Source organism: Rothia sp. HMSC069C10, assembly GCF_001812205.1.
In the GTDB taxonomy this organism is placed as follows: Bacteria; Actinomycetota; Actinomycetes; order Actinomycetales; family Micrococcaceae; genus Rothia; species Rothia mucilaginosa.
On record NZ_KV808305.1, the window covers coordinates 47415 to 73513 of the forward strand.

At 61.5% G+C, this 26099-nt stretch carries 18 protein-coding genes; 16 read left to right on the top strand and 2 right to left on the bottom strand.

What is annotated here, in order from left to right; all coding sequences use genetic code 11:
- The first annotated feature begins 390 nt into the window (after window positions 1-390).
- The gene (locus HMPREF2842_RS07510) at window positions 391-2610 is read left to right on the top strand and encodes a polyribonucleotide nucleotidyltransferase (protein ID WP_070643868.1); all 2220 of its coding nucleotides are present in this window, start codon (window positions 391-393) and stop codon (window positions 2608-2610) included.
- A gap of 200 nt (window positions 2611-2810) precedes the next feature.
- Window positions 2811-4142, top strand: coding sequence for a M16 family metallopeptidase (locus tag HMPREF2842_RS07515; RefSeq protein WP_070643872.1), 1332 nt, complete (start codon window positions 2811-2813; stop codon window positions 4140-4142).
- 209 nt (window positions 4143-4351) lie between these two features.
- Here HMPREF2842_RS07515 and HMPREF2842_RS07520 read toward each other — a convergent pair whose 3' ends face one another.
- Complete coding sequence (locus tag HMPREF2842_RS07520) at window positions 4352-6304, bottom strand: acyltransferase family protein (RefSeq protein WP_070643876.1); 1953 nt, start codon at window positions 6302-6304, stop codon at window positions 4352-4354.
- Window positions 6305-6557: 253 nt separating this feature from the next.
- On the opposite strand from HMPREF2842_RS07520, the gene dapB reads away from it, so the two are divergent.
- The 11 genes from dapB (at window position 6558) to HMPREF2842_RS07575 (ending at window position 20898) form a co-directional block, all read left to right on the top strand.
- The gene (gene dapB / locus HMPREF2842_RS07525) at window positions 6558-7328 is read left to right on the top strand and encodes a 4-hydroxy-tetrahydrodipicolinate reductase (protein WP_070507712.1); all 771 of its coding nucleotides are present in this window, start codon (window positions 6558-6560) and stop codon (window positions 7326-7328) included.
- 9 nt (window positions 7329-7337) lie between these two features.
- Window positions 7338-8000, top strand: coding sequence for a tetratricopeptide repeat protein (locus HMPREF2842_RS07530; RefSeq protein ID WP_049348889.1), 663 nt, complete (start codon window positions 7338-7340; stop codon window positions 7998-8000).
- 193 nt (window positions 8001-8193) lie between these two features.
- Complete coding sequence (gene dapA, locus HMPREF2842_RS07535; RefSeq protein WP_012903916.1) at window positions 8194-9129, top strand: 4-hydroxy-tetrahydrodipicolinate synthase; 936 nt, start codon at window positions 8194-8196, stop codon at window positions 9127-9129.
- A gap of 390 nt (window positions 9130-9519) precedes the next feature.
- Window positions 9520-11235 carry a ribonuclease J gene (locus HMPREF2842_RS07540; RefSeq protein WP_070643880.1) on the top strand — a complete coding sequence of 572 codons (1716 nt, stop codon included), beginning with the start codon at window positions 9520-9522 and terminating at the stop codon, window positions 11233-11235.
- Between the two features lie 257 nt (window positions 11236-11492).
- Window positions 11493-14675 (top strand): FtsK/SpoIIIE family DNA translocase, encoded by a 3183-nt coding sequence (locus HMPREF2842_RS07545; protein ID WP_070643884.1) that lies wholly within the window; start codon window positions 11493-11495, stop codon window positions 14673-14675.
- A 200-nt stretch (window positions 14676-14875) separates the two neighbouring features.
- Window positions 14876-15523, top strand: coding sequence for a CDP-diacylglycerol--glycerol-3-phosphate 3-phosphatidyltransferase (gene pgsA, locus HMPREF2842_RS07550; protein WP_049356045.1), 648 nt, complete (start codon window positions 14876-14878; stop codon window positions 15521-15523).
- 99 nt (window positions 15524-15622) lie between these two features.
- A complete protein-coding gene (locus tag HMPREF2842_RS07555; RefSeq protein ID WP_070633926.1) occupies window positions 15623-16213 on the top strand; it encodes a CinA family protein in 591 nt (196 codons plus the stop codon).
- Window positions 16214-16484: 271 nt separating this feature from the next.
- Window positions 16485-16892 carry a helix-turn-helix domain-containing protein gene (locus HMPREF2842_RS07560; RefSeq protein WP_070633927.1) on the top strand — a complete coding sequence of 136 codons (408 nt, stop codon included), beginning with the start codon at window positions 16485-16487 and terminating at the stop codon, window positions 16890-16892.
- Window positions 16893-17049: 157 nt separating this feature from the next.
- Window positions 17050-17271 (top strand): DUF3046 domain-containing protein, encoded by a 222-nt coding sequence (locus HMPREF2842_RS07565; RefSeq protein WP_070643888.1) that lies wholly within the window; start codon window positions 17050-17052, stop codon window positions 17269-17271.
- Window positions 17272-17672: 401 nt separating this feature from the next.
- Window positions 17673-18776 carry a recombinase RecA gene (recA, locus tag HMPREF2842_RS07570; RefSeq protein ID WP_070643892.1) on the top strand — a complete coding sequence of 368 codons (1104 nt, stop codon included), beginning with the start codon at window positions 17673-17675 and terminating at the stop codon, window positions 18774-18776.
- Window positions 18777-18987: 211 nt separating this feature from the next.
- Entirely contained in the window at window positions 18988-20898 is a 1911-nt protein-coding gene (locus HMPREF2842_RS07575) for a regulatory protein RecX (RefSeq protein WP_070643897.1), read from the top strand.
- Window positions 20899-21074: 176 nt separating this feature from the next.
- Here the strand turns inward: HMPREF2842_RS07575 and HMPREF2842_RS07580 are convergent, their stop codons facing one another.
- The gene (locus tag HMPREF2842_RS07580) at window positions 21075-22460 is read right to left on the bottom strand and encodes a hemin ABC transporter substrate-binding protein (RefSeq protein WP_070643900.1); all 1386 of its coding nucleotides are present in this window, start codon (window positions 22458-22460) and stop codon (window positions 21075-21077) included.
- A gap of 35 nt (window positions 22461-22495) precedes the next feature.
- Between HMPREF2842_RS07580 and miaB the strand changes: the two genes are divergently transcribed.
- The 3 genes from miaB (at window position 22496) to dapF (ending at window position 26047) form a co-directional block, all read left to right on the top strand.
- Window positions 22496-24010 carry a tRNA (N6-isopentenyl adenosine(37)-C2)-methylthiotransferase MiaB gene (miaB, locus tag HMPREF2842_RS07585; protein WP_070616874.1) on the top strand — a complete coding sequence of 505 codons (1515 nt, stop codon included), beginning with the start codon at window positions 22496-22498 and terminating at the stop codon, window positions 24008-24010.
- An 84-nt stretch (window positions 24011-24094) separates the two neighbouring features.
- A complete protein-coding gene (gene miaA / locus HMPREF2842_RS07590; RefSeq protein WP_070643903.1) occupies window positions 24095-25015 on the top strand; it encodes a tRNA (adenosine(37)-N6)-dimethylallyltransferase MiaA in 921 nt (306 codons plus the stop codon).
- Window positions 25016-25111: 96 nt separating this feature from the next.
- Entirely contained in the window at window positions 25112-26047 is a 936-nt protein-coding gene (gene dapF / locus HMPREF2842_RS07595) for a diaminopimelate epimerase (protein WP_070643906.1), read from the top strand.
- The last annotated feature ends 52 nt before the right edge of the window (window positions 26048-26099 follow it).

Sequence of the window (26099 nt, forward strand, 5' to 3'; positions counted from 1 at the left end):
CAGGAGCGTCTTGACGCTTTTGTGGTGATTAATCGCCTTTAGGCGGTGTGTGCGGACGTGCTGTCAGCACTACCAGCCCTCCATTTCGGAGGCGGGTAGCGCCAGCGCGTCCGTACTGCCGCGTTGAGGGGCGCATCTTCCGCTGGCTAAATTCCTAGCTAGATGTTTGGCTAGATTCCAAAGTTGCGTGAGAAGATGCCGCCTCACCTGAAAGAAAGAACAGAAGGCCGTGCCGGCACACACGCCGCGGTCCTCGGTAGCGAATTACGGAACAACACCACCCCACAACCTTGCTGATAAAAATCGGCATATGTAGGGGAGCGGTGCCGTGGTTTCCTATCGAAGGCCGACTCGTGCGCCGTACGGCCTACCAAGAAGAAAGAAGGAACCGTGGAAGGTCCCGAAATCAAGTTTGCTGAAGTCGAAATCGACAACGGCATTCACGGAAAGCGCCACGTGCGCTTTGAAACCGGCCGCCTCGCAAAGCAGGCTGCTGGCTCCGTCCTCGTCACCATCGATGACGAGACCACCCTGCTCTCCGCAACCGCAATCGGCAAGTCTCCCCGTGAGGGCTTCGACTTCTTCCCGCTGACCGTGGACGTGGAAGAGCGCATGTACGCAGGCGGCAAGATTCCCGCATCGTACTTCCGCCGCGAAGGCCGCCCCAGCACCGAAGCAATCCTGGCTGCACGCCTGATTGACCGCCCGCTGCGCCCCGCCTTCACCAAGGGCATCCGCAACGAGGTTCAGGTCGTTGTGACCGTCCTGACCTACGAGCCGGACGAAATCTACAACACCTTCGCGATCAACGCTGCATCCGCATCGACCTCCCTGTCCGGTGCGCCGTTCAACGGCCCCATCGGTGGCGTGCGCATGGCACTGATCGACGGCCAGTGGGTCTGCTTCCCCAAGTACTCCCAGCTGGAAAACGCTGTGTTCGACATGGCTGTTGCAGGTCGTATCGTCACCAAGGCTGACGGTACCGAAGACGTCGCCATCATGATGGTTGAGGCAGAAGCAACCGACAACTCCTGGAAGCTCATCAAGGAAGACGGCCAGACCGCCCCCACCGAAGAGATCGTCGCAGAGGGCCTGGAAGCAGCTAAGCCCTTCATCGCAGCACTGTGCAAGGCACAGGCTGACCTGGTGGCTCGCGCAGGCAAGCCCGCCCTGGAACTGCCCTTCTTCGGCGGCCACGGCGAGGACGTCGACGCAGCGGTTGAGGCATTCGCAGCAGACCGCCTGGCAGAGGTGTACTCCATCGCTGGCAAGCAGGAACGCGAAGCAGCAGCATCCGAGCTGCAGGAAGAGCTCATGGAAGCTCTCACCGGCGAAGGTAAGGAATTCGAAGAGCGCTCCAACGAGGTCTCTGTAGCATTCGCTGCCCTGACCAAGCACGTGGTTCGCCAGCGCATCCTCACCGAGCAGGTCCGTATCGACGGCCGCGGCCTGACCGACATCCGCCAGCTCACCGCTGAGGTTGAAATCCTGCCCCGCGTTCACGGTTCCGCTCTCTTCGAGCGCGGCGAAACCCAGATCATGGGTATCACCACCCTGAACATGCTCAAGATGGAGCAGCAGCTGGACTCCCTGCACCCGGTCAAGTCCAAGCGCTACATCCACCACTACAACTTCCCGCCGTACTCCACCGGTGAGACCGGCCGCGTGGGTTCGCCCAAGCGCCGCGAAATCGGCCACGGTGCACTCGCAGAGCGCGCAATCACCCCGGTGCTGCCCTCTCGCGAAGAGTTCCCCTACGCAATCCGTCAGGTCTCTGAGGCTCTGGGCTCCAACGGCTCGACCTCCATGGGTTCGGTCTGCGCATCGACCCTGTCCCTGCTGAACGCCGGTGTGCCGCTGCGCGCACCCGTTGCAGGTATCGCAATGGGCCTGGTCTCTGACGAGGTTGACGGCGAGACCCGCTACGCAGCCCTGACCGACATCCTTGGCGCGGAAGACGCACTGGGCGATATGGACTTCAAGGTTGCAGGTACCTCCGAGTTCGTGACCGCTATCCAGCTGGACACCAAGCTCGACGGTATCCCCGCATCCGTGCTCGCTGGCGCACTGACCCAGGCACGTGAGGCTCGCCTGCACATCCTCGAGGTGCTCGTCAACGCGATTGACGCACCGGATGAGATGAGCGAGTTCGCACCGCGCATTATTTCCGTGAAGATCCCGGTTGCCAAGATCGGTGAGGTCATCGGCCCCAAGGGTAAGATGATTAACCAGATCCAGGAAGACACCGGCGCAGACATCTCCATTGAGGACGACGGCACCGTGTACATTGGCGCAGCTGACGGCCCCTCCGCCGAGGCTGCCCGTGCGGCAGTGAACGCTATCGCTAACCCGCAGGTTCCCGAGGTGGGCGAACGCTACCTGGGTACCGTGGTGAAGGTGACCGACTTCGGCGCGTTCATCTCCCTGACCCCCGGTAAGGACGGCCTGCTGCACATCTCCGAGATGCGTAAGCTCAACGGCGGCAAGCGCGTTGTTGACGCTGAGGATGTTGTCTCCGTGGGCCAGAAGGTCCAGGTGGAGATCACCAAGATTGATGACCGCGGCAAGCTCTCGCTGGCACCGGTCGTTGAGGGTGGCGACGACGAGTAGTCGTAACCCCCGCTAAGTGATGAGGGGCGTTCGGCGCACCCGGTGCGGTTCACTCCCCGCCGGATGCACCGGGCGCCCCTTCGCTGTGCTTGCCCTGCATCTTTTGATGCTCACCCGCCCCACCAACTGTGGGACTGCCTACAGGTAGTGGGGCGGGAATGCTTACCTTCAGACGTACCTGTTGAAAGGTTCTTCTCTCTATGTCTATTTCCCTGCCCGTCGAGCTTGAGGCCATCGCCGAAGAGCTCAACTACGAGCACGGCCGCCTCATCTACGAGGGTGTAGGCGGTAACGAGGTGCGCCGCTCCATCCTGCCCGGTGGCGTACGCGTGATTACCGAAAAAATGCCCGGTACCCGCGGCGTATCCATCGGCTTCTGGGTGGGAGTCGGCTCCCGCGACGAGGCCCCCGGCATGCTTGGCTCCACCCACTTCCTGGAGCACCTGCTGTTCAAGGGCACCGGCACCCGCACCGCCCTGGACATTGCATCCTCCTTCGACGCGGTAGGCGGCGAATCTAACGCCCTGACCGCTAAGGAGCACACCTGCTACTACGCGCGCGTGCTCGACGATGACGCACCCATGGCGGTGGACGTTATCACCGACATGGTCACCAACGCCCTGCTGGACCCGGCTCACCTGGAGCAGGAACGCGGCGTGATTCTCGAAGAGATCGCCATGGACCAGGACGACCCGACCGATGTTGCCTTCGAGAACTTCGTGGAGCAGCTCATGGGGGATAACCCGCTGGGCCGCCCCATCGGCGGTACCCCGCAGGAGATTACCGAGGTGCCGCGTGACGCCGTGTGGGAGCACTACAAGCGCTACTACACCCTGGACCGCCTGGTGATTTCTGCGGCCGGTTCGCTGGAGCACAGCACCATGGTCCGCCTCGTGCTGGAGGCGCTGACCCGCTACGGCTGGAACCTGCAGGAGGGCGTGGCACCGGCACCGCGTCGCGTACGCACCGACAGCGGCATTGTTCCGCTGAGCGAGCTGCGTGAGGTGGAGAAGGGCTTCGAACAGACCAACATTGTGATGGGCTGCCCGAGCATTATCGCGGGCGACGACCGCCGCTACGCGATGAGCGTGCTGACCAGCGCGTTCGGTGCGGGCATGTCCTCGCGTCTGTTCCAGGAGATTCGTGAGAAGCGCGGTCTGGCGTACAGCACGTTTGCGTTCTCCGGTGCGTACTCGGACGCCGGCTACTTCGGCATGTACGCGGGCTGCCTGCCCGCTAAGACCGAGCAGGTGCGCGAGGTCATGGGCTACGAGTTCGATAAGCTCGCCACCGCCGGTATTACCGAGGAAGAGCTGACGAAGGTCCGCGGCCAGCTGGCTGGCTCCACCGTGCTCGGTAGCGAGGATTCGGGTTCGCGCATGTCCCGCCTGGGCCGTGCCGAGCTGGATTCCGGTCTGTTCACCAGCACCGACGAGCTGCTGGAGAAGATTCGCGCGGTCTCCCTGGAAGAGGTCCGCGACCTGGCGGCGTACCTGGGTGAGCAGCAGATGATTACCACCATCGTGCGCTAACCCTCAACGCTGATAAGGCATAGAATGCCCGTTCCCACACCCCACTAAATCGGGGGAGGGAACGGGTATTTTGTATGTATCGGCACCTATCAAAGAGATGCCTCCAAGTCAAAGAGATGCCTCCAAGAAGTGCTTCCGGGCGCTCTGCTGCCCATGCTCTTGACGCTCAGCATGAGCGGCAGAACCCGAAAAGCTACTGCTGAGAGCTACTATTTCTGCGCCTTGGCAATAGCCTCCATCAGCACCTGGGCGTAGAGCTCCTGACCAGCAACCTCAGGGTGAACACCGTCAGAGGCCAGCAGACCGCTCTGAGTCTGCAGAGCCTGGCGGATCGTAGAGTTCCAATCCGCAATGATCACACGATCAGAATGCTGAGCCGCAAACTCACGAATCTTACCGTTCGAGTAGTCAATCCAGGTCAGGTTGCGCGGGCCGTAACCGGTGACCAGCACCAGCTTAGAATCGGCGGGCATAGCCGCCAGAACCTCGTCGAGCTGACCATCCAGAATGGTCGAGTTCGCGGTCACCGACAGCACGAAGGTTTTACGAATCTGGCCGTTGGAACCCATAGACTTAATAATCGGCAGGGCCTTAGCAATGGTTCGTCCCTCAGCCGCATCGATAGATGCCTCGGGCATCTTGTCGTACAGCTCGGGGGACACAGCCACCACAATGGAGTCACCCACAATGGTCACCTTCGAAGAATCCACCGAACCGGTTGCACTCTTCGATGCCGAGGGGCTTGCAGAAGCCTTCGCGTCCTTACCGGCAGCAGAAGCACTCGGGTTTGCAGAGGCGCTCGCAGCCTGCGCCTCCTGACGAGCCTTCAGACGCTCAGCGGCGGCACGCTTGCCGTCCTCAACGGACTGCTGGGCGGTAGTCATTGCTGGAGCGGTGTGCACCGCCAGACCGGTCGAAGCGGCAGTCACCACAACAGCTAGAATCACTGAAATCGGCAGGAGCCTAGTGCGTGAAGACTGGAACAACGCCATGAAACGGTTCGCGCTACCGCGGAAACCGTAACGGCGAATCGGGGTCTCAACCCAGCGGTACGACATCTCCGCAATAGCGAAGGTCGCCACCAGAACGCCCACGTTCACCAGCGGGGAGCGGTCTGCACCCATCAGGTAGTGCATGACCACGGCGAGCGGCCAGTGCCACAGGTACAGGCCGTAGGAACGTTCGCCCACCCAGCGCAGGGGAGCGAAGTTCAGCAGGCGGCGCAGCATCTCGGAGGCGCCAGCGAGCATGTCAGGCAGCATGCCCTGAACCACGCCCAGTGCCAGCAGGGAGGCGCCGAACAGGCCCCAGGGAATCGCACCGGGTGCCGACTCGGGAACCAGAATTGCGTAGGGAATCAGCGCGAACAGGGACAGCCAGCTGATCATGACGCGGGCGAACGCGACCAGGCCGAAGGGCTGAGCCACGCGGTACAGCACGGACTGCTGCAGCGGCGGGTACAGCGACCAGGGGCGCGCGAACGCCAACAGGGCACCGAGGAGCAGGCCGTAGAGGTGGGTGTCGGTGCCGTAGTAGACGCGGCTGATGGGTGCGCCGGACATCAGAAGAGCGGTAGCAACGCTCAGTGACGCAAGAATGCCCAGCACCATGACCACGCTAAAACGACGCCAGTGGCGGCGCAGCAGCAGGCCAGCCGCAACAATCAGCAGCGGCCAGACCACATAGAACTGTTCTTCCACCGCCAGCGACCAGAAGTTCGTGAAGAGCTCCGGGGAGGTCTGTGCGAAGTAGTCGTTACCGGCAAAAATGGAAATCCAGTTGGACGAGAAGGTCGCCGCACCGGCAAGCTGACGGCCCAGGTTCACCTGAATATCGCCGCCAATGAGCAGGCTGACCGGTCCCATGACCAGGATCAGCAGGGTAATGGCGGGAAGCAGACGGCGGGCACGGCGAATCCAGAAGCTGCCCAGGGCAATTTTGCCGGTGAGCGCACCCTCCCGCAGAAGCAGGGAAGTAATCAGGAAGCCGGAGATGACGAAGAAAATATCCACGCCAATCATGCCGCCGGGTAGTACGGTGGGCCAGAAATGGTACACCATCACGAGGAGCACAGCGATTGCTCGCAGACCGTCCAGACCCGGCAGAATATAACGCCGGTTAGCCTCATCTGGACGCACGGAGGAGGTAAAGAGGGACTTCATACTGTCAAAGCACTCCGTAGGATGGAAATTATAGAAATACTTCCTAATTATATGGTTGCTAACTTTAGATAGCGTATTAAACGGCTTGTATGACGGTTAGATTACTTCGCTTTTTAGACCGCTGAGGTTCCGCGGGGTATCTCACCCAGCGTGTGCGATGGCGTGCACCGCGCCCACACGGGGGATAATAGAGGCTGTACGTCACAGCGTCTGCCCCATAGTCGGGGTGCACAAAAGCTACGGAGGAGAGAAGATGGCCCACGAGGGCGACGAAAAAATCTGGAAGGTAGCGGTACTCGGTGCCGCAGGCCGCATGGGCTCTGAGGCGGTGCGCGCCGTCAACACCTCCGCAGACATGGACCTGGTGGCGGCACTGGGCCGTGGCGATGACCTGCAGGAGCTGGTCGATGCCGGCGCAGAGATTGTTATTGACCTGACAGTTCCCGAATCCAGCGAGGCGAATGTGCGTTTCGCGGTGGAGCACGGTATGCACGCGGTGGTTGGTACGACCGGTTGGACCCCCGAACGCCTGGACTCCCTGCGCGAGCTGCTGGTAGAGCACCCCGAGGTGGGTGTGCTCATCGCCCCGAACTTCGCGATTGGTTCGATTCTCGCCACCGAGTTCGCGGCGAAGGCGGCACGCTACTTCGAGTCTGTAGAGATTATTGAAATTCACCACCCGAATAAGGTAGATGCCCCCTCCGGTACCGCTGTGCACACCGCCCGCAAGGTGGCTGCCGCCCGCGCGGAGGCTGGTGTGGGTGCAAGCCCGGACGCCACCACCTCCGATCCTTTGGGCTCGCGCGGTGCCGTGGTCGACGATATTCACGTACACGCGGTGCGTCTGCGCGGCATGGTGGCGCATCAGGAGATTCTGCTGGGCGATCCCGGTCAGCAGCTCGTGATTCGTCACGATTCCTTTGACCGTGTCTCCTTCATGCCCGGCGTGCTGTTGGGTGTGCGTGAGGTGGCGGCGCATCCGGGTTTGAGCGTGGGCTTGGACGCCTACATGGATTTGTCCTAGGAGAGAATATTGTCTGAACAGACTTCACCCGACACCTCGCCGGTATCTTCCGAGGCTCGTAGCCCCTGGTGGACTTCGCTACGTTTGTGGACTGTCTGCGCCTGCGTGCTGATGGTGCTGACCGTGCTGATTCTGCCGCTGCCTCTGGCGGCGCGTGCCTCTATCCTGGGCGTGCTGATTTTTAGTGCCGTCTTTGTGACGGTGGATGCCGGCGGCTGGGGTAAGACCTTCGCGGCACTGACTTGCGCGCTGCTGACCCTGTACCTGGTACACATTGCGCAGCAGGGGTTCGTGATGCTCACCTCCGGTTCGGTGGCTGGCATTGTGCTTGGCGCGGGTATGATTTTGCTGCCGATTCTGGGTGCGTGGGCGCTGGTGCGTGAGGTGCTTTTCGGTGCTCGTATTCAGCGTATGGCTCAGGAGTTGGCTGCTTCGGGTGAGCTGGCGGAGGATACCCTGCCGCGCACCCCCTCCGGTCGTGTGGACCGTGAGGCGGCGGCGGTGGAGTTTGAAGGCTTTGCGGCGGCGGTTGAGCAGGACCCCGAGAACTGGAAGGCGTGGTTCAACCTGGCGTGCATGTACGATGCCGGTGGTGAACGCAAGCGTGCCCGTGCGGCGATGCGCAACGCGTGGGCGTTGCGTTCGGGCGGTCAGGCGAAGGGCATGCGTTAGGCTCTGACCCTGCGATCCCTAGTCAATGCCACATTTATTTTCGGTATGAGACTGATAACGCCGAGGCTATGTGCCCGGTTTCATAGGCTCTCGTGGAAGTACCGCGGGTTTGAAAGAGTCCGAATAGTAGAACACGCATGAAAACTTATGCGTTCTAACGGAAAAATCTGCATTTCGGGCGTACTCTGGACATATGTCTGAGAACCTTTCGAACCCCGGTACTTTTGTTGAACCCGTCTTCGGTCGCCTCCTGACCGCAATGGTGACCCCCTTCGCGAAGGACGGCTCCGTTGATGAAAAGCAGGTCGCAGACCTGGCGAACTACCTTGTGGAGAACGGCCACGATGGTCTGGTGGTCTGCGGTACCACCGGTGAATACTCCACCATGACCGATGACGAGAACGAGCGCGTCTTCCAGATTGTGAAGGATACCGTCGGTTCTCGCGCGAAGATTATTGCCGGTGTTGGTTCGAACGACACCGCGCACACCATTGAGCTGGCGCACCGTGCCGAAAAGATTGGTGTGGACGGCCTGCTGGTCGTGACCCCGTACTACAACAAGCCGACTCAGCCGGGTGTCTACGCCCATTTTGCGACCGTTGCTCAAGCAACTGAGACCCCCGTCATGCTTTACGATATTCCGGGTCGTGCGGGCATCCCCATCGCACCCGAAACCTACCGTCGCCTTGCAGAAATTGATAGTATTGTAGCGGTGAAAGACGCCAAGGCAGACTTCGGTGCCGCAACCGAGGTCATGGCAACCACCGACCTGCACTACTACAGCGGCGACGACGGACTGACCCTTCCCTGGATGGCAATGGGTGCCGTCGGCCTCGTTTCGGTGACCGCACATGTGGCACCCGCACTCTTCCGTGCCCTGATTGATGCTGTCGTTGCACAGGACCTGGTGGAGGCGCAGCGTCTTCACCTGGAACTGACTCCGATTGTCCGAGCAACCATGGGCCGTGCCCCCGGTTGCGTTGCCGCCAAGGAAATTCTCTCCTGGCAGGGTGTGCTGGATGAGCCCGTCGTTCGCTTGCCGCACGTACTCTCCGAACCGGAGGTTGCCCAGGCTATGCGAGTTGACCTGCTCTCCTCGAGCATCGCTCACACCCTGAAGAACTCCTAAACTTTGACGCCTACCCGACGCACGCAATAGTGCGGGGAGCGTATATATAGAGGACTTCGGCTACCGTCACACCCCATTTTTGGGGCACATGATGTAGCCAACGGATGCGGACTCCACACCTAGCAATGGGTGAGGGGTCCGCTCTGGCGTATTGCCGCGGTTTACCGTCGATGATTCGGCCCACCACTCAGACAGGGGCCCAGCTTAGGTAGAGGCACCCGCGCAGTACGCCCCCAATACTTTTGAATACTTTCGGTGATTTGGACGCACCGGCAGCACCCCACCTCCTCGGCATATGAGAGCCGAACCGGCGGGAGCGCATGCGGTACGAAGCGTCGCCTACGAATCACAGACATCACAAGAAAACATAGAAGAAAGAGGAGACACACGATGAGCGTCTTTGAAGCGAATCTTCCCCTCCCTCCCCGCCTGAAGAAGGACACCCTGCGCGTGGTGCCCCTGGGCGGCCTGGGCGAAGTCGGTCGTAACATGACCGTGTACGAAATCAACGGCAAGCTGCTGATTGTTGACTGCGGCGTGCTCTTCCCCGAAGAGTCCCAGCCCGGCGTGGACCTGATCCTGCCCGACTTTAGCTACATTGTCGACCGTCTGGACGACGTGGTCGCCATGGTGCTGACCCACGGCCACGAGGACCACATCGGCGCGGTTCCTTACCTGCTGCGCCGCCGCCCCGACATCCCCCTGGTCGGTTCCGAACTGACCCTGGCGCTGGTTGAGGCAAAGCTCGCCGAGCACCGCATCAAGCCCTACACCCTCGCGGTGAAGGAGCACCAGGTGGAGCGTTTCGGTCCGTTCGAGTGTGAGTTCGTTGCTGTGAACCACTCGATTCCGGATGCGCTGGCTGTCTACATCCGCACCAAGGCAGGCAAGGTTCTGCACACCGGTGACTTCAAGATGGACCAGCTGCCGCTGGACGGCCGCATCACCGACCTGCGCCACTTTGCTCACCTGGGCGAGGAGGGTGTGGACCTGTTCCTGCCGGACTCCACCAACGCTGAGGTTCCCGGCTTCACCCCGACCGAGAAGCACATCGGTCCGGTGCTGTCGAACATTTTCCGTGACGCAAGCGGCCGCATCATTGTGGCGTCCTTCTCTTCGCACGTTCACCGCGTGCAGCAGGTGCTGGACGCAGCCGCTGAGCGTGGCCGCAAGGTCGTGCTCGTGGGCCGCTCCATGGTGCGTAACATGACCATTGCCGAGAAGCTGGGCTACCTGAAGGTCCCCGCTAACGTGCTGGTGGACCTGAAGAAGGTTGACGACTACCGCCCCGACCAGATCGTGATGATGTGCACCGGTTCGCAGGGCGAGCCGATGGCGGCACTGTCGCGCATGGCGAACGGTGACCACAAGATTCAGATTGAGCCCGGCGACACCGTGGTGCTCGCCTCCTCGCTGATTCCCGGTAACGAGACCAGTGTCTTCCGCATCATTAACGCCCTCATGAAGCTGGGCGCTAACGTGGTGCACAAGGGCAACGCGAAGGTTCACGTTTCCGGTCACGCTGCCGCGGGTGAGCTGCTGTACTGCTACAACATCCTCAAGCCGAAGAACGTTATGCCGGTTCACGGTGAGGTTCGCCACCTGATTGCTAGCGGTGACCTGGCGATGGAGACCGGCGTTCCGAAGAAGAACGTGCTGCTCTGCGAGTCCGGCACCGTCGTGGATCTGCGCGATGGCGTGGCGTCCGTGGTGGGCGAGGTTCCCTGCGAGTACCTGTACGTTGACGGCCGCTCTGTCGGTGAGGTCACCGAGAGCGATCTGAAGGACCGCCGCATCCTGGGTGAAGAGGGCTTCGTGTCCATCGTGACCGTGGTGGATCGTGCCACCAAGCGCGTGGTGACCGGCCCGGATATTCACGCTCGCGGTATCGCTGAGGACGACTCGGTCTTTGACGAGATTGTTCCGAAGATTACCGCCGCTCTGGAAGATGCTCTGCACCGCGCACCCGAGAAGGTGCACACCGTGCAGCAGCTGCAGCAGATTGTGCGCCGCACCATCGGTGCTTGGATTTCTCGCCGTCTGCGCCGCAAGCCCATGATTGTTCCCGTGGTCGTTGAGAACACCTCGAAGGCTGCGAAGAACTAATACTCTGCGCGAGGCTAACTGCCTGGCATAGCGAAAAGGTGGGGTCGATACTTGGTGTCGGCCCCGCCTGCCGTGTATCTGCCGAATGTATGCGCGAAAGCTACGCGAAAAGCTGCGTAAGCGCGACCGCAGTAGGGGAGAAGTGCCTCATCAGTGCCCTATCAACACCTCTATAGGCACCGGGCGGGGCGCACTTTTTAGCTCACTGATAACGAAAGAATCGGTACATTAACGGGAAGGTTGATACCCTAAAAGGTATGGCTCCACGGACCACGAAGGGTCGTAATACGACCTCTACTAAAGCAAACACTAAGAAGACCACCCGCAAGCGCACCACCTCCCGAGGCGGTGCCCAGCGCGGTGCCAACGCGGCGAACCCTGTAGCGGGCGCTATCTCCTCCGTCTGGCTGAGCATCGCTCACGCTATCGGTGGGCTCTTCCGCTCCATTGGCGCGGTGCGCACCGACCTTGCGCCCGAAGACCGCCGTGACGGCGGCGCGCTCACCATCCTGCTGTTCGGCCTGATTAGCGCCGGGGTGGAGTGGTACAACTGGCGTGCCCACACCTCCCTCGGTTTGTTGCGTGCGCCCCTGGACGCCTGGCACACCATGCTGGGCGGCATTTTCGGTCAGGGCGCCCTGCTGATCCCGGTGCTCTGCCTCATCATGGCGTGGTGCATTTTCCGTGGGCCCGACCTGATTAAACGTAATAACCGCGTGGCGTTGGGCTCCTTCATCATCCTGGTGGCGACTTCCCTGTTCTTTGCTCGCCATGCGGGTCACCCGACCTTCGCGGATGGTTTTGATGCCGTCTGGGCTGGTGGTGGCGTGGCTGGCGTGCTGCTGGGCACCCCCATTGTGCGTGTGAGCAGTGGTATTGCGTTCGTTGAGATTCTGATTCACCTGCTACTGGGTATTGCCGGTCTGATGGTTCTGACGAATACCCCGATTCGTCAGGTGGTGCCGCGTACTTTGCACCTGGTCGGTCTGGCTCTGGGTGAGAAGCCGAACGGCACGACTCGAACCTCCGTTAAGGACAGCCCTTCGGATGCGACTCAGACCGTGGACCTGAACGCTGAGGAGCATGACCGCAGCTACCTGTACGGTGACGATGAGAAGCCGGCACGCACGCCTCAGAAGTCTGGCGGCCTGTTCGCTCGTCTGCGCGGCTGGTTGGGCATTGCTCCCGTTGTGTCGACCGATTCTTCCCTGGACGAGTACGCCGGTGATGAAGCATTCGTGAGCGCCGTGGTGGATGAGACTCACCCGGAGACCACGCAGATGCCGGTACAGTCGGAGGACTCTGCACAGGATTCTGCGCAGGGATCCGCTCAGCAGACGCGCCCGGCGGCTAAGCCGAACCGCCTGTCCCGTCTGCCCGGTCGCCTCAACCAGGCACCGGCTGCGCAGGGTGCGTCCGCCCAGGGTGCTTCTGCGCAGAACAGCGCTTATTCGAGCAGCCCTGACCTCTTCGACGTTGAGGCGTCGGATGCGCCTGCAGCCCGCCTGGACCAGGTGCAGCGCGCTGCCGTGGCGAACGGTCGCGTGAACCGTATCCCGGGTGAAGAGCCCCTCTTTGACGTTGAGGCGTACGACGGCTTCGGCGCCGCTGAGGAAGCTGCACCGCAGACCAAGCCTCACCAGGTAGTGAACCAGCCCGCCGTCCCGGCTTCCGCTTCCCAGGCTCCTGCCGCTCAGCCTCCGATTCCGACCCGCATGCACTCGCCCGGCGCGCACTCGAAGAACGCGGCTCCCGCGGCTTCGCGAGCGCCCGAGGCTGGCGCATCCCGCCCGCTGCAGAACAATACTCAGGTGGCGACCACCGAGCAGGCACGCGGTGAGCAGATTGTGCAGTCCTCCCGCGGCGCGTACGTGCTGCCCTCGGAGGAAATGCTGGTTTCCGGCCCGCCCGCTAAGGAATCCTCCGAAGTTAACGAGCACGTGGTTGAGGCTCTGACGAACGTGCTGGAGCAGTTCAAGGTGGATGCGCAGGTCACCGGCTTCTCGCGTGGCCCGACCGTGACCCGTTACGAGATTGAGCTGGGTCCCGCCACGAAGGTGGAGCGTGTGACGGCGCTGAGCAAGAACATTGCGTACGCTGTGGCGAGCCCGGATGTTCGTATTCTGTCCCCGATTCCGGGTAAGTCCGCAATCGGTATTGAGATTCCGAATACGGACCGTGAGACCGTTGCCCTGGGTGATGTGCTGCGTTCCCCGCAGGCTCACGCGAACCAGCACCCGATGGTCATGGGTGTGGGTAAGGACGTTGAAGGCGGCTTCGTGCTGGCGAACCTCGCGAAGATGCCGCATATGCTGGTCGCTGGTGCGACCGGTGCCGGTAAGTCTTCGTTCGTGAACTCGATGATCACCTCGATTCTGATGCGTGCAACTCCCGACCAGGTGCGCCTGGTGATGGTTGACCCGAAGCGTGTGGAGCTGACCGCCTATGAGGGTATTCCGCACCTGATTACGCCCATCATTACGAACCCGAAGAAGGCTGCTGAGGCTCTTCAGTGGGTAGTTCGTGAGATGGACGCCCGTTACGACGACCTCGCCCACTACGGCTACAAGCACGTGGACGATTTCAACAAAGCGGTGCGTGAGGGTAAGGTTCAGCCCGATCCCGGTAGCAAGCGCACGGTGCACGAGTACCCGTACCTGCTGGTGATTGTTGACGAGCTCGCCGACCTGATGATGGTCGCTCCGCGTGACGTGGAAGAGGCGATTGTTCGTATTACGCAGCTGGCGCGTGCGGCGGGTATTCACCTGGTGCTGGCGACCCAGCGTCCGTCGGTGGATGTGGTGACCGGTCTGATTAAGGCGAACGTTCCGTCTCGTATGGCGTTTGCGACCTCCTCGGTCACTGACTCTCGCGTGGTGCTGGATCAGCCCGGCGCTGAGAAGCTGATCGGTCAGGGTGACGCGCTCTTCCTGCCGATGGGTGCCTCGAAGCCGATGCGTGTTCAGGGTGCGTGGGTGTCTGAATCTGAGATTCACGCCGTGGTTGAGCACGTGAAGAAGCAGGCGCCGACCATCTACCGTGAGGACGTGATGGTCTCTGCCGCGAAGAAGCAGATTGATGAGGAAATCGGCGATGACCTCGATGATCTGCTACAGGCGGCGGAGATTGTGATTACGACCCAGTTCGGTTCGACCTCGATGTTGCAACGTAAGCTGCGCATGGGCTTCGCGAAGGCTGGCCGCATCATGGACCTGCTGGAGTCGCAGGGCGTGGTGGGCCCCTCGGAGGGCTCGAAGGCACGTGAGGTGCTCATCCGCCCGGATGACCTGCAGGCGACCCTGGCGCGTATTCGCGGTGAGGAGCCTCCGGCTGCCGACCCGTACGCGAACGCGGTGGACCCGGGCGAGGCGGTCACCGACTATTTCGATGAGCCCGATGATGATGGCTCGGAGGACGCCTGGCAGCTGACCGGCCGTTAGCCCTTCAGTGCCCTATCCATTCGGCTGAGTCCACTCGGCTGGGTGAACTCGCGACATACACCCCGTATCGTCCCCGTGATGTCTGCTACGGCACACGTATAATGGACGGTACGGGGTGTTTGCGTACCCCCGATACGATTAGGTGTCGGTGCGTATGCGGTCTCTCACCGTCGAAAGCCATCTACCCGTAAGGAGCCGATATGAGTGAAGCTCGCAATTCCGCACCCGCCGGTGCGGTCAGCACAGCGAAGCCTTCGAACTGGAACGTGCCGAATGTGTTGACGGTTCTGCGTATTATTGCGGTTCCTTTCTTCATCGTTGCCCTAGTCGCGGGCGGTACCTTTGGTGCCGCTGATCCGACGCACCGCTGGCTCGCGTGGATTATTTTCATTCTTGCCATGCTCACGGACTGGGCGGACGGCTACCTGGCGCGCTCGCGTAACTTGATTACGAGCTTCGGTAAGATTGCTGACCCGATTGCCGATAAGTTCCTCACTGGCGCGGCGTTCATTGTGCTGTCGGCGCTGGGTGAGCTGTGGTGGTGGGTCACGATTGTGATTCTGTTGCGCGAGTGGGGCATTACGATCATGCGTCTGTTCGTTATTAAGTACGGTGTGATGGCCGCTAGTAAGGGCGGCAAGATTAAGACCGTGCTGCAGACGGTGGCGCTGGTGCTGATGCTTCTGCCGCTGGGGCAGCTGGGTATCGGTTGGCTGATTCCGGGTTGGGTTCTGATGGGCGCGGTCACCGCGATTACCGTGTGGACCGGTCTGGTGTATGTGCGTGATGCGTATATTTTGCGTCGTAACTGGTTGCAGGCTCAGGCCTCCCAGGGCGGCGGTAACTAGAGGCGAGGGGAGTGGCGTGTGCTGCTCCCCTTCGCTGTACCTGCGGTGCGGTGTGTACCGCGTAAGGTTCGGGCGGCGGTGCGCCGCTGAAAGGAGAGAATGATGGTTCCCCTCGTACTTGAAGATGCTCTGTCCGCTGGGCTTTCCTCCGCTGAGGTTTTCTCCGGCACCCCGGAGGCGGCGGCGCTGCTGCTGCGCGATGCGGTGCGGTTGCGTGCCTCCCAGGAAGGCCCGGTGCAGGTGGCGACGGCTGAGTCGCTGACCGGCGGGGATGTTGGCGGCACGATTTGTACGGTGCCGGGCGCATCCGCGTATTACCGTGGCGGCGTGATTTCCTACGCCTACGAAGTGAAGGCTCAGGTGCTGGGCGTGGACGCTCAGCTGCTGGCGCGTGAGGGTGCGGTGCATCCTGCGGTGGCGGTGCAGATGGCGGTCGGTGCGGCGCGTGTGTGCGGTGCCGATTATGCGGTGTCGACCACGGGTGTTGCCGGTCCTGATCCTGCGGATGGTCAGCCGGTGGGCACGGTCTATATCGGTGTGTGTTCCCCGGGTGGTTCTGAGGTGTTTGAGCGCCACTATTCAGGGGATCGCGCGCAGATTCGTGCGGCGGCGAGCGCGGATGCGATTGCTTTGCTGGCACGTGCGGTGCGCGGTGGTGCCGGTGGGGTTCTGAAGGACGAGCTGGCGTAGCGTGCTAGGGCTGGGCTGTGCGGTGCCTGGAACGGCTGTGTCGTCGTCTGTGCGGCGCCTACCTAAAAAAATACGGTTCAAATATATTCACAGGGTTCTTTCAGCTCCGCAGGAATAAAGGCATAGGTTCGCCTGTTTGAATAGATACAAGCCATAAGAAGAGGACGAAAATGGCGGGGCCCCTAGCTCACGCTCCAAAAATCAGTTAGGCTTAACTCTGTACAGTCCCGCAGGTCGGGAATACCTACTCAGGAAAGTGATATAGAAGCTCATGGCTAAGCAGCGCGTATCGATTAATGGCATTACTAAGTGGAAGGAAATCGAGGAGACCCCCCGACAGGTCGCCCCGGTCGTTGAGGAAGCTAAGGTTGTTCCCCTGCGACAGGCAATCGGTGAGGTTCTTCGCGATGTTCGTCAGCGTCAGGGCCGCACCCTGCGTGAGGTTTCCCAGCGTGCCCGTGTTTCCCTCGGTTACCTGAGCGAAGTTGAGCGCGGTCAGAAGGAAGCTTCCTCCGAATTGCTGGCGTGGATTTGCCAGGCTCTGGATATTCCGATGTCCCAGATGCTGCGTGAGGTTGCCGACCGTATGGCGGTTCTCGAGGGCGTTCAGATTCCGGATACTGTTCCGGCTGAGATGTCTGAGCAGTACAAGAGCGATTACTACGTTCTCTCGAAGTAATGCGAGGCGGCACATGCCGCGCTAAACGTGAAGCGATGCCGTGCATCCCCGTAAGGTGGATGTGCGGCATCGCTTATTCTTGGGTTTACTCTGGACTAGTTCTGGGGTGATGTGACGAATTATGAAGCGAACTAGCGGTGAAGCGTAAGGAGTGCTTGTGAAGCTGAGCGAATTTTGGGCATGCATGGAGTATGAGTTCGGTGCCGGGTATGCGCCGGTGCTGGCGCGGGACTTGGTGCTGGGCTCTCTGGGGCATGTGACCGCTGCGGAGGCGCTGGACCAGGGGGTTAACCCGAAGGATGTGTGGCTTGCGATCTGCGAGGAGCAGGAGATTCCGCAGGAGCGCCGTTTGGGTCCGGATAAGGATCCGCTGCGTTAAGTAGCGGGGCTGGAGTTTTCTGGCGCGTGCGTCGGGTTTGTTCGAGCCCTGCCGTTTGTTCGAGTATGAGCGCTCGTGCGGGCGGTATTTTCGAATAATTAGCCGGGATTCCGGGGTTTTTCGAAAATATATGCCGAAACCCTATCCGATTCATTCGAAACTGGGTCGTAATTTTGTTCGACTCGTGCTAGACTTTTCCACATCAGGAATTTTTCGGAAAAATCTTCAAAGTTTTCCACAGATTTTAAAAAATGGCCTTATCCTGTCAGGCTGTGACCCTAGAGTAGTCTCAGAAGGAACCGGTAGGCCAAAACCTTCAAGGTCTCGATTACGAGTCCCACCGATTCCGAAGAAACATTACTCCCGTCAACCACTGACAACACAAAGAACGAGGTACTACCGTGGCTAAGAACACCAAGTCTCAGAGCGTAGCTCGCGTTCCCGAAGAGGGCCGCGCCAAGGCACTTGAAGCCGTGATGGCACAGATCGACAAGAACTACGGCAAGGGTGCAGTCATGCGCCTGGGTGATAAGGAAACCACCAAGACCGAGGTTATCTCCACCGGCGCTATCGCTCTGGATGCAGCTCTGGGCATTGGCGGTCTGCCCCGCGGTCGCGTCATCGAGATTTACGGTCCCGAGTCCTCCGGTAAGACTACCGTCGCACTGCACGCGGTAGCGAACGTTCAGAAGGCAGGCGGCGTGGCAGCGTTCATCGACGCCGAGCACGCACTGGACCCGATCTACGCGGCAAAGCTGGGCGTGGACATCGACCAGCTGCTGGTCTCTCAGCCCGACACCGGTGAGCAGGCACTGGAAATCATGGACATGCTGGTTGGTTCCGGCGCCGTTGATATCGTGGTCGTCGACTCCGTTGCCGCGCTGGTACCCCGCGCCGAAATTGAAGGCGACATGGGTGACTCCCACGTGGGTCTGCAGGCTCGCCTCATGAGCCAGGCTCTGCGTAAGATTACCGGTCGCCTCTCCGCAACCGGCACCACCGCAATCTTCATCAACCAGCTGCGTGAGAAGATTGGTGTCTTCTTCGGCTCCCCCGAAACCACCACCGGTGGTAAGGCGCTGAAGTTCTACGCTTCGGTCCGTATCGACATCCGCCGCATTGAGACCCTCAAGGACGGCGCTAACCCGATCGGTAACCGCACCCGCGCCAAGGTCGTGAAGAACAAGATGGCTCCGCCCTTCAAGCAGGCTGAGTTCGACATCCTCTACGGTGAGGGCATCTCCGTTGAGGGCGGCATCCTTGACCTGGCGGTGGAGAACGACATCGTCAAGAAGTCCGGCGCATGGTTCACCTACGACGGTGAGCAGCTGGGCCAGGGCCGCGAGAACGTTCGTAAGCTGCTCAAGGACAACCCCGAGCTCACCGAGGAACTGCAGTACAAGGTTCTGGTGAAGCTGGGCATCATTGAGGAAGAAGCTGACGAGCAGGCAGCCGCTGAGTCCGAGGGCAACGACCCGCTGGACGAGCTGGCTGAGGAGTTCTAATCCGGCCCGCGTAGCTTCTTGCTAACGCCACGACTGATTGCCGTGTGCTGTGCATTCCGCACGGTGCACGGCAATCTGTCGTTAACGGAAAGCGCGTTACATGAAGTACCAGCGGGTGCCGGGACAACGCCTCGTTACAATGGGGGAGCGCCGTATAGCCCGGCGCACGGGTCATCAAGCGAGCCAACACAGGGGAGAGGAGGAACTGAACATGACGGAGCAGCGCATAACGGAACAGCACGGTCATGAAGAGCATGCGCAAAACAGCGCGCGTGACGGCGACGCCGGTTTTGCGGCGCTGGATGCGACCGAACCGCACTTCGGTTCCTCGGCTCTTGGTGACGCTGTATTCTCAGCGTCTATTTCCTTTGAAACTCCTGGTTCGTTTGAGCCCGCTGCCCCGCCGGTTGAAGTTGGCGGCTTCGAGGCGCTCAATTTTGAGGCGCCCGCCGCCCTGGCGGAGCCCACCCTCAACTGGGAGGTGCCGCAGTCTACCTCTGCTGTTCTGGAGCCCGTGCCCGCTGTGCCGCAGGCGGTAGAACCGTCGTACCCGGAGATGCCTCCGAGTCTTGAAGAGCCCCCGTACGAGGACGAACCACCGTATTCGGAAGAGCCCCCGTATCTGGACGAGCCTCCCTACCCTGAAGCAGAGTACGCGGGGTGGGTGCCCTCAGACGAAGCGGCACCCGCAGAAGCGGAGAAGCCCGCGCCCGCAAAAGCCTCTCCCCAAAAGCCTGCGCAGAAAGCGCGGCAGACCGAAAAGGCTGCACCCAAAAAGTGGGTGCGGAACAGGACCGCGGATTCGGTAGCCGCTGAGGAGTTCCCGGACTGGCACCCCGCCGCGCACGGCTTTGTTGAAGAAAGCATCGCCCGCGATAACGGCGGCGACTACGCCGGGGAGTTCCGCGTACCCGAGCTGCCCCTGCAGGCTGTGCCCGCCAACTTTGAAGATGGCAGTTCTGAGGAAGGTAGTGAATCCCCGCGCCGCAGCCTGCTCGTTGACCCGAACCTGCCCGCCGTCTCCATTGACGAAGCGCCCGCTCGTGCCTTCACCCCCGGCGGTGCCGAGCCGCGCCCTATGGCGGCGGGGCGCATGAGTCGAGCGGGTGCCGCCTCCATCGGATCGGGGCTCACTGCCGAAGAGAAGGAAGAGATCGAGAGGCAAGCCGCTCAGCGGGATAAGCAGAAGAAACGCAAATCTTCGCGTGCCTCCAAGAACACCGACTACAAGCGTGGGTTCCGCCGCATGAGCGCGGTGCAGCAAGAGAAAATGCGGAGCCGTTCGCCCTACGCGCCCGCCTTTGGGGCTCGAAGTGACGACGAGGAAACCCGCAAGAGTCCTGCGGGCCGCGGCTCGGGGAGCAACCTATTTAGGGAGGGAAGTAGCTTGAACGAAGAACTCACCCCCGCCGAAGAAGCACTCATCCGCGGTATTGCCGAGGAGGAGGCGCAGGGTGTCGGTACCGGAAAGCGCCGTGCCGCTTCGGCTGGATCCCCAAAGGATGATTCTCGAGCACGCGGTTCCCAACCGGGCGGCTCTCAGATGAGACAGGTTTCCTTACCGTCGGAAAGCAACGTGCCTTCCTGGAAGCAGAAGGTGCGTGCCGCCCGGGCCGCGGAAGAAACCGACCCCTACACGCGCGCTAAAACCATCGTGTACAACCAGCTGGCGTATTCGGCAAAAACCCGAGGTCAGCTGCGTAAGAAGCTGCAGGCAGAAGGATTCGATGCGGAGCTCATTGAGCCGCTGCTCGATAAGTTCGAGGCGGCAAAACTCATTGACGACGCCGAATACGCCCAAAGCTTTGTGGCGCAGAAGAGCCGCACCAAGAAGCTCTCCCGCGCCGCGCTGCGCCGTGAGCTCGCTGAACGCGGGGTGCGCGGTGAAGAGGCGGAGAATGCCCTGGCTCAGCGCACCGACGAGCAGGAACGTGAGGACGCCGCCGATCTGGTGCGTAAGAAGCTGCGCCCCGGCATGGATCTGAGCGACCGCGCTGAAAAGGATAGGGTGACTCGCCGACTGCTGGGGATGCTGGCTCGCCGCGGGTACTCCTCCTCGGTGTCGATGTCGGTGATTCGTGAGGAACTCGCCGCCTACGGTGCAGAGGACGAGCTCTGGTAGAGAGCGAAGTAATACATTCCGCACGCACGGATAGACCCATGCCGGGGTGACCGAGAAAATAGGCACTATAAAGGGTGAGCCCGCTACAGACACACTCTGTGGCGGGCTCACCCTTTACGTTTTTGATCCTTATAAAAAGCCTTGTCGAAGGCTATATCCGCTGTTTACTCTGCTGCTTATTCAACGGCCCCCAGACGGTTCGCGAACTCGGCGAGGGTTGCATCCTGAGAACCGGCGATCTCCAACAGCAAGCGCATCAGCTGCGCACCCTCACGGCGAATACGAGGCAACAGATCGGAACGTGCCGAAGAAAAGTACAGCTCCAACAGGGCGCACACGGTCACCGCCGTGCACACCGCCAAATCCTCCGCCAGGTGCTCATCCAGCGGGGCGTCCTCAAAGAGTGCAGAGTACAGCGCCGGTAGCGCCTTCTTGCGGTCCACTCGGTAGCGCGGGTACTCCGGCGAGGAGGGGAAGCCCAGCATCGCCTCAACGAAGGGGAAGCCGCGGTGGTGCAGGCAGGTGCCTTCCGCATCGACCATGCGCACCTGCGCGCCGTCCGCTGAACCAATCAGCACGTTCTGCGGCGAAAAATCGCCCGACGAGAGCATATAGACACGTCCACGGTTGAGCTTGAACTGCTCGGGCACGGGCGGGCGCTTGGTGAAGAAGGGCTGCAGAACACGGCGGAAGCGGAAGGACAGCTCCTCAACTGCGGCGGGAAGAACGGGCGCATCCTCATGCTCAGCGGAGGCAGAGACGGGGCTAGAGTCAGCACCCTGCTCGGGTGCGCGCGCCTCATCAGCCACACCGTACAGCTTCTTCAAGCCGCGCTCAGCCAGTCCCGGCGAGGCGATAGCACCCGGGAACTGCGCCTTGCGGTCGGCACGCGCCAGGTTCAGGCGGTAATCCTCGACCGCCTCACCCATAATGCCGCTGGCGGCAAGGGAACGGTACGCCTCAATGTAGTAGTTCAGCGCATCCAGCGCCTGCTCCTCGGTGCCCTCCAGCAGGGCGTGGGCGACCGAATACTGCTCGCCCTCCACGGTTCCGTCGCTCACATCCTCCAGTGCCAGCACGCGCAGTTCAGCATCCGCACCGTAAAGCTGCGGGAACAGACCCGGAACCTGCTGGTTCAGCGCTTCCAAACCGTAGCGCTCACGCAGGTACCCGAAACCGCCCGCGTTCACCGTCGAATCCTTACGGCGGTAACGCTTCACAATAATCGAGGTCGGCAAAGACTGTGCAGACTCGAAAGACTGGGCAGACTCGGCCGCAGGCTCATACGCCACACGCACCACAACGGAACGCATACCGGTACCCAGAATCTGCACGCGCTCAACCGTGCGCCCAGCCACCTGCTCCAGGGAATGCGCCCAGCAGAGCAGCTGCATCAGGTTCTGACGCATCGAGGCAGAATCGGCGCTCGCCTGAGGCGGCACGGGGGAGTAGGCGGCAATCGCCTCCTCGATGAGGGTGTTTAGAAGCTCCCCGTCAGGGGCGGGGGCGGAAGAATCGTTCGGTGACAGAGCCGGAAAGTTACTACTAAGGGAAACCTGCATAGAGCCATTATCCCCTATCGGATACCCTATAGGGCATGACTTCGACCCTCAGCGATTCCGCCCAGACCCCCGAAACCAGCCCCCGCACCTACGAAGTGCGCACTTTCGGCTGCCAGATGAACGTGCACGACTCCGAACGAATGTCCGGCCTGCTGGAGGCTAACGGCTACGTTCGCGCTGAGGAAGGCACCCAGCCCGACCTGGTGGTTTTCAACACCTGCGCGGTCCGCGAAAACGCTTCCAACCGCCTGTACGGCAACCTCGGTCAGCTGGCACCGGTCAAGCGCGCCCACAAGGGCATGCAGATCGCTGTGGGCGGCTGCCTGGCGCAGAAGGACCAGGACGCCATCATTGAGAAGGCACCCTGGGTGGACGTCGTGTTCGGTACCCACAACATTGGTGCCCTCCCCACCCTGCTGGAGCGTGCCCGCCACAACCACGAGGCGCAGGCAGAACTGCTCGAATCCCTCGAAGTTTTCCCCTCCACCCTGCCGACTAAGCGCGACCACGTGTACTCCGGCTGGGTGTCCATCTCGGTTGGCTGTAACAACACCTGCACCTTCTGCATCGTGCCGTCTCTGCGCGGTAAGGAGAAGGACCGCCGCCCCGGCGACATTCTCGCTGAGGTTCAGGCGCTGGTCGATGATGGCGCTATTGAGGTGACCCTGCTCGGCCAGAACGTGAACTCCTACGGTGTGGAGTTCGGCGACCGCCAGGCGTTCTCCAAGCTGCTGCGTGCCTGCGGTGAGATTGAGGGCCTGGAGCGTGTACGCTTCACCTCCCCGCACCCGGCAATGTTCACCGACGACGTGATTGACGCGATGGCGGAGACCCCGAACGTCATGCCCGTGCTGCACATGCCGCTGCAGTCCGGCTCCGACAAGGTGCTCAAGGACATGCGCCGCTCCTACCGTTCCAAGAAGTTCCTGAACATTCTGGACAAGGTGCGCGAGCGCATCCCGAACGCCGTGATTACCACCGACATCATTGTGGGCTTCCCCGGCGAGACTGAAGAGGACTTCCAGGACACTCTGAAGGTTGTGGAGCAGGCTCGTTTCTCCTCCGCGTTCACCTTCCAGTACTCGATCCGCCCCGGCACCCCGGCGGCGACCATGGAGAACCAGATTCCGAAGGAGGTCGTGCAGGAACGCTACGAGCGTCTGATTGCCCTACAGGACCGTATCGCCGGTGAGGAGAACCGCAAGCAGCTCGGTAAGACCGTTGAGCTGATGGTCGTTGCGGAGGCAGGTCGTAAGGCTGAGCAGACTCACCGCCTCTCCGGTCGTGGCCCGGACCAGCGCCTCGTGCATTTCTCGGTGCCCGAGGGCTGCGAGATTCCCCGCCCCGGCGATATGGTCACCGTGCCTATTACCGAGGCTGGTTCCTTCCACCTGATTTCTGACCCGACCGCCGAGCAGTACCAGCTGCGCCGCACCCGCGCCGGTGACGCGTGGGACCGTTCCCAAGCTGACTCTTGCGGTACCGGCACCACCCAGGTGCCCGGTGCGCCGGTGGGCCTGGGCATGCCGACCATCGGTCTGCGCCCCTAAAACCTATAACGAATCATGCGCCCTGTTCCTCGGGCTCTTGCCACCACCGCAAGTGGGGGTGAGGGAACCGGTAGAATGGGGCGCATGACTATCTCCGAAACTCTGCCCGTTATCGCTATTGTGGGCCCGACCGGCACCGGTAAGAGCGCGCTCGCCATTGAGCTGGCTCTGCGCCTGAACGGTGAGTGCATTAACGCTGATTCTATGCAGTTCTACCGGGGTATGGATATTGGTACCGCGAAGGTCACCGCGGAGGAGATGCGCGGCGTTCCGCATCACCTGCTGGACATTATGGACGTGCGGGATGAGGCGTCCGTGGCGGAGTTTCAGGGGCGTAGCCGTGAGCTGATTGAGCAGATCCGTGGCCGTGGCCGCTACCCGATTCTGGTGGGTGGTTCCGGTCTGTATATGCGTGCCGCCCTGGATAGGTTGGAGTTTCCCGGCACGGATGCGCGGGTGCGTGAGCGCCTGGAGGAGCAAGCGCGTACCGAGGGTATTGGTGTTCTGCACGCCCGCCTGGCGGAGGTCGACCCGGAGTCGGCTGCGCGCGTGAAGGATGAGCGCCGCATCATTCGTGCGCTGGAGGTGTTCGAGGTGACGGGCCGCCCGTTCTCGGCGTTCATGCCGGTGCGCGAGTACGTGACTGAGAGCGTGCAGATTGGCCTGGATATGGATCGTACCCTGTTGCACGAGCGTCTGCACCGCCGCGTGGAGCTGATGCATGAGCGCGGCCTGCTGGACGAGGTGCGCACCCTGAACGAGCAGGGACTGCAGGAGGGGAAGACCGCCTCCCGCGCGATTGGTTACGCGCAGTTTGCCCGCGCCCTTGAAGATGAGGATTACAGCGTGGAGCAGGCGATTGAGGATACGACGATTGCCACCCGCCAGTTTGCACGCCGCCAGCTGACCTGGTTCCGCGCGGACCCGCGCGTGCACTGGCTGGACGCGCTCTCACCCACCCTTGCCGACGAAGCGGAAGCCATCATCCGCGAAAGCACCCGATAAGCCACAATAACGAGCCGCAGCCGAACAGATACCTCGTCGAGTCGGTCGGCGCGGTAAAATCATAAACGGACAGGTCACCAACCTTAAGGACAGCATATGAGCGAGAACCCTTCCATCTGGGGCGAGCTGGCAGGCCTGACCCTCACCAAGGGTCACGGCACCGGTAACGACTTCATTTTTCTGACGGACGAGAACGCAGAAATTGCCCTCACCCCCGAGCTGGTAGCCCGTGCCTGCGACCGCCACTTCGGCATCGGCGCGGACGGCTTCATTCGTGCTGCCCGCAGCACCGCCTCCCGCGCGGGCCAGAAGCTGCTCGAGGAGCACCCGGACGCTGTCTGGTTCATGGACTACCGCAATGGTGACGGCTCTATCGCAGAGATGTGCGGCAACGGCGTGCGTGCGTTCGTGGAGTACCTGCGCACTGAGGGCCTGATTGAGCTTGAGGTGGGCGAGACCGTCAAGATCGGTACCCGCGCCGGCGTGAAGACCGTCGCACGCACCGAAGAAGGCTACGCGATTGACATGGGTCCGTGGAGCTTCATTCACGGTGACGCTGCCCGCGAGGGTGGCGAGGACTGCCTGGTGTCTGCTCGCGGCCTGAAGACTCCGCGTGCTGGCCTGTCCATTTCGATGGGTAACCCGCATACCGTGGTGATGCTCGGCTCCGACGGTAAGCTGGACGGCCTGGACCTGCACAGCCTGCCTCAGGTGAACCCCGCCCCGGTCAACGGTACGAACGTTGAGTTTGTGGTGCCGGTCGACCTGGACGTTGAGAGCGGCGCGCAGGTGGGTGCTATCCGTATGCGCGTGCACGAACGTGGCGTGGGCGAGACTCTGTCCTGCGGTACCGGCGCGTGTGCGGCTGCTGCTGCGACCCGTTTCTGGGGCGGCGAGGAAGCACCGGATGAGTGGCTGGTGCATGTGCCCGGCGGTACCCTCGCGGTGACTTTCGTGCTGGGCCCGGATGACCTGGAGCATGTTGTTCTGGCTGGTCCGGCGCAGATGGTTGCGACCGTCGTGCTACGATAGTCGGCTGCAATAGCGGGCAGCCCTGGACCAGAGATTTTATAGACAAAAGCGG

Coding starts and splice junctions, on each gene's coding strand:
- HMPREF2842_RS07580 (WP_070643900.1), bottom strand. CDS start 22,460: ATGCAGGTTTCCCTTAGTAGTAACTTTCCGGCTCTGTCACCGAACGAT.
- pgsA (WP_049356045.1), top strand. CDS start 14,876: ATGAGTGAAGCTCGCAATTCCGCACCCGCCGGTGCGGTCAGCACAGCG.
- HMPREF2842_RS07555 (WP_070633926.1), top strand. CDS start 15,623: ATGATGGTTCCCCTCGTACTTGAAGATGCTCTGTCCGCTGGGCTTTCC.
- dapB (WP_070507712.1), top strand. CDS start 6,558: ATGGCCCACGAGGGCGACGAAAAAATCTGGAAGGTAGCGGTACTCGGT.
- miaA (WP_070643903.1), top strand. CDS start 24,095: ATGACTATCTCCGAAACTCTGCCCGTTATCGCTATTGTGGGCCCGACC.
- HMPREF2842_RS07515 (WP_070643872.1), top strand. CDS start 2,811: ATGTCTATTTCCCTGCCCGTCGAGCTTGAGGCCATCGCCGAAGAGCTC.
- miaB (WP_070616874.1), top strand. CDS start 22,496: ATGACTTCGACCCTCAGCGATTCCGCCCAGACCCCCGAAACCAGCCCC.
- dapF (WP_070643906.1), top strand. CDS start 25,112: ATGAGCGAGAACCCTTCCATCTGGGGCGAGCTGGCAGGCCTGACCCTC.
- dapA (WP_012903916.1), top strand. CDS start 8,194: ATGTCTGAGAACCTTTCGAACCCCGGTACTTTTGTTGAACCCGTCTTC.
- HMPREF2842_RS07540 (WP_070643880.1), top strand. CDS start 9,520: ATGAGCGTCTTTGAAGCGAATCTTCCCCTCCCTCCCCGCCTGAAGAAG.
- HMPREF2842_RS07545 (WP_070643884.1), top strand. CDS start 11,493: ATGGCTCCACGGACCACGAAGGGTCGTAATACGACCTCTACTAAAGCA.
- HMPREF2842_RS07575 (WP_070643897.1), top strand. CDS start 18,988: ATGACGGAGCAGCGCATAACGGAACAGCACGGTCATGAAGAGCATGCG.
- HMPREF2842_RS07520 (WP_070643876.1), bottom strand. CDS start 6,304: ATGAAGTCCCTCTTTACCTCCTCCGTGCGTCCAGATGAGGCTAACCGG.
- HMPREF2842_RS07560 (WP_070633927.1), top strand. CDS start 16,485: ATGGCTAAGCAGCGCGTATCGATTAATGGCATTACTAAGTGGAAGGAA.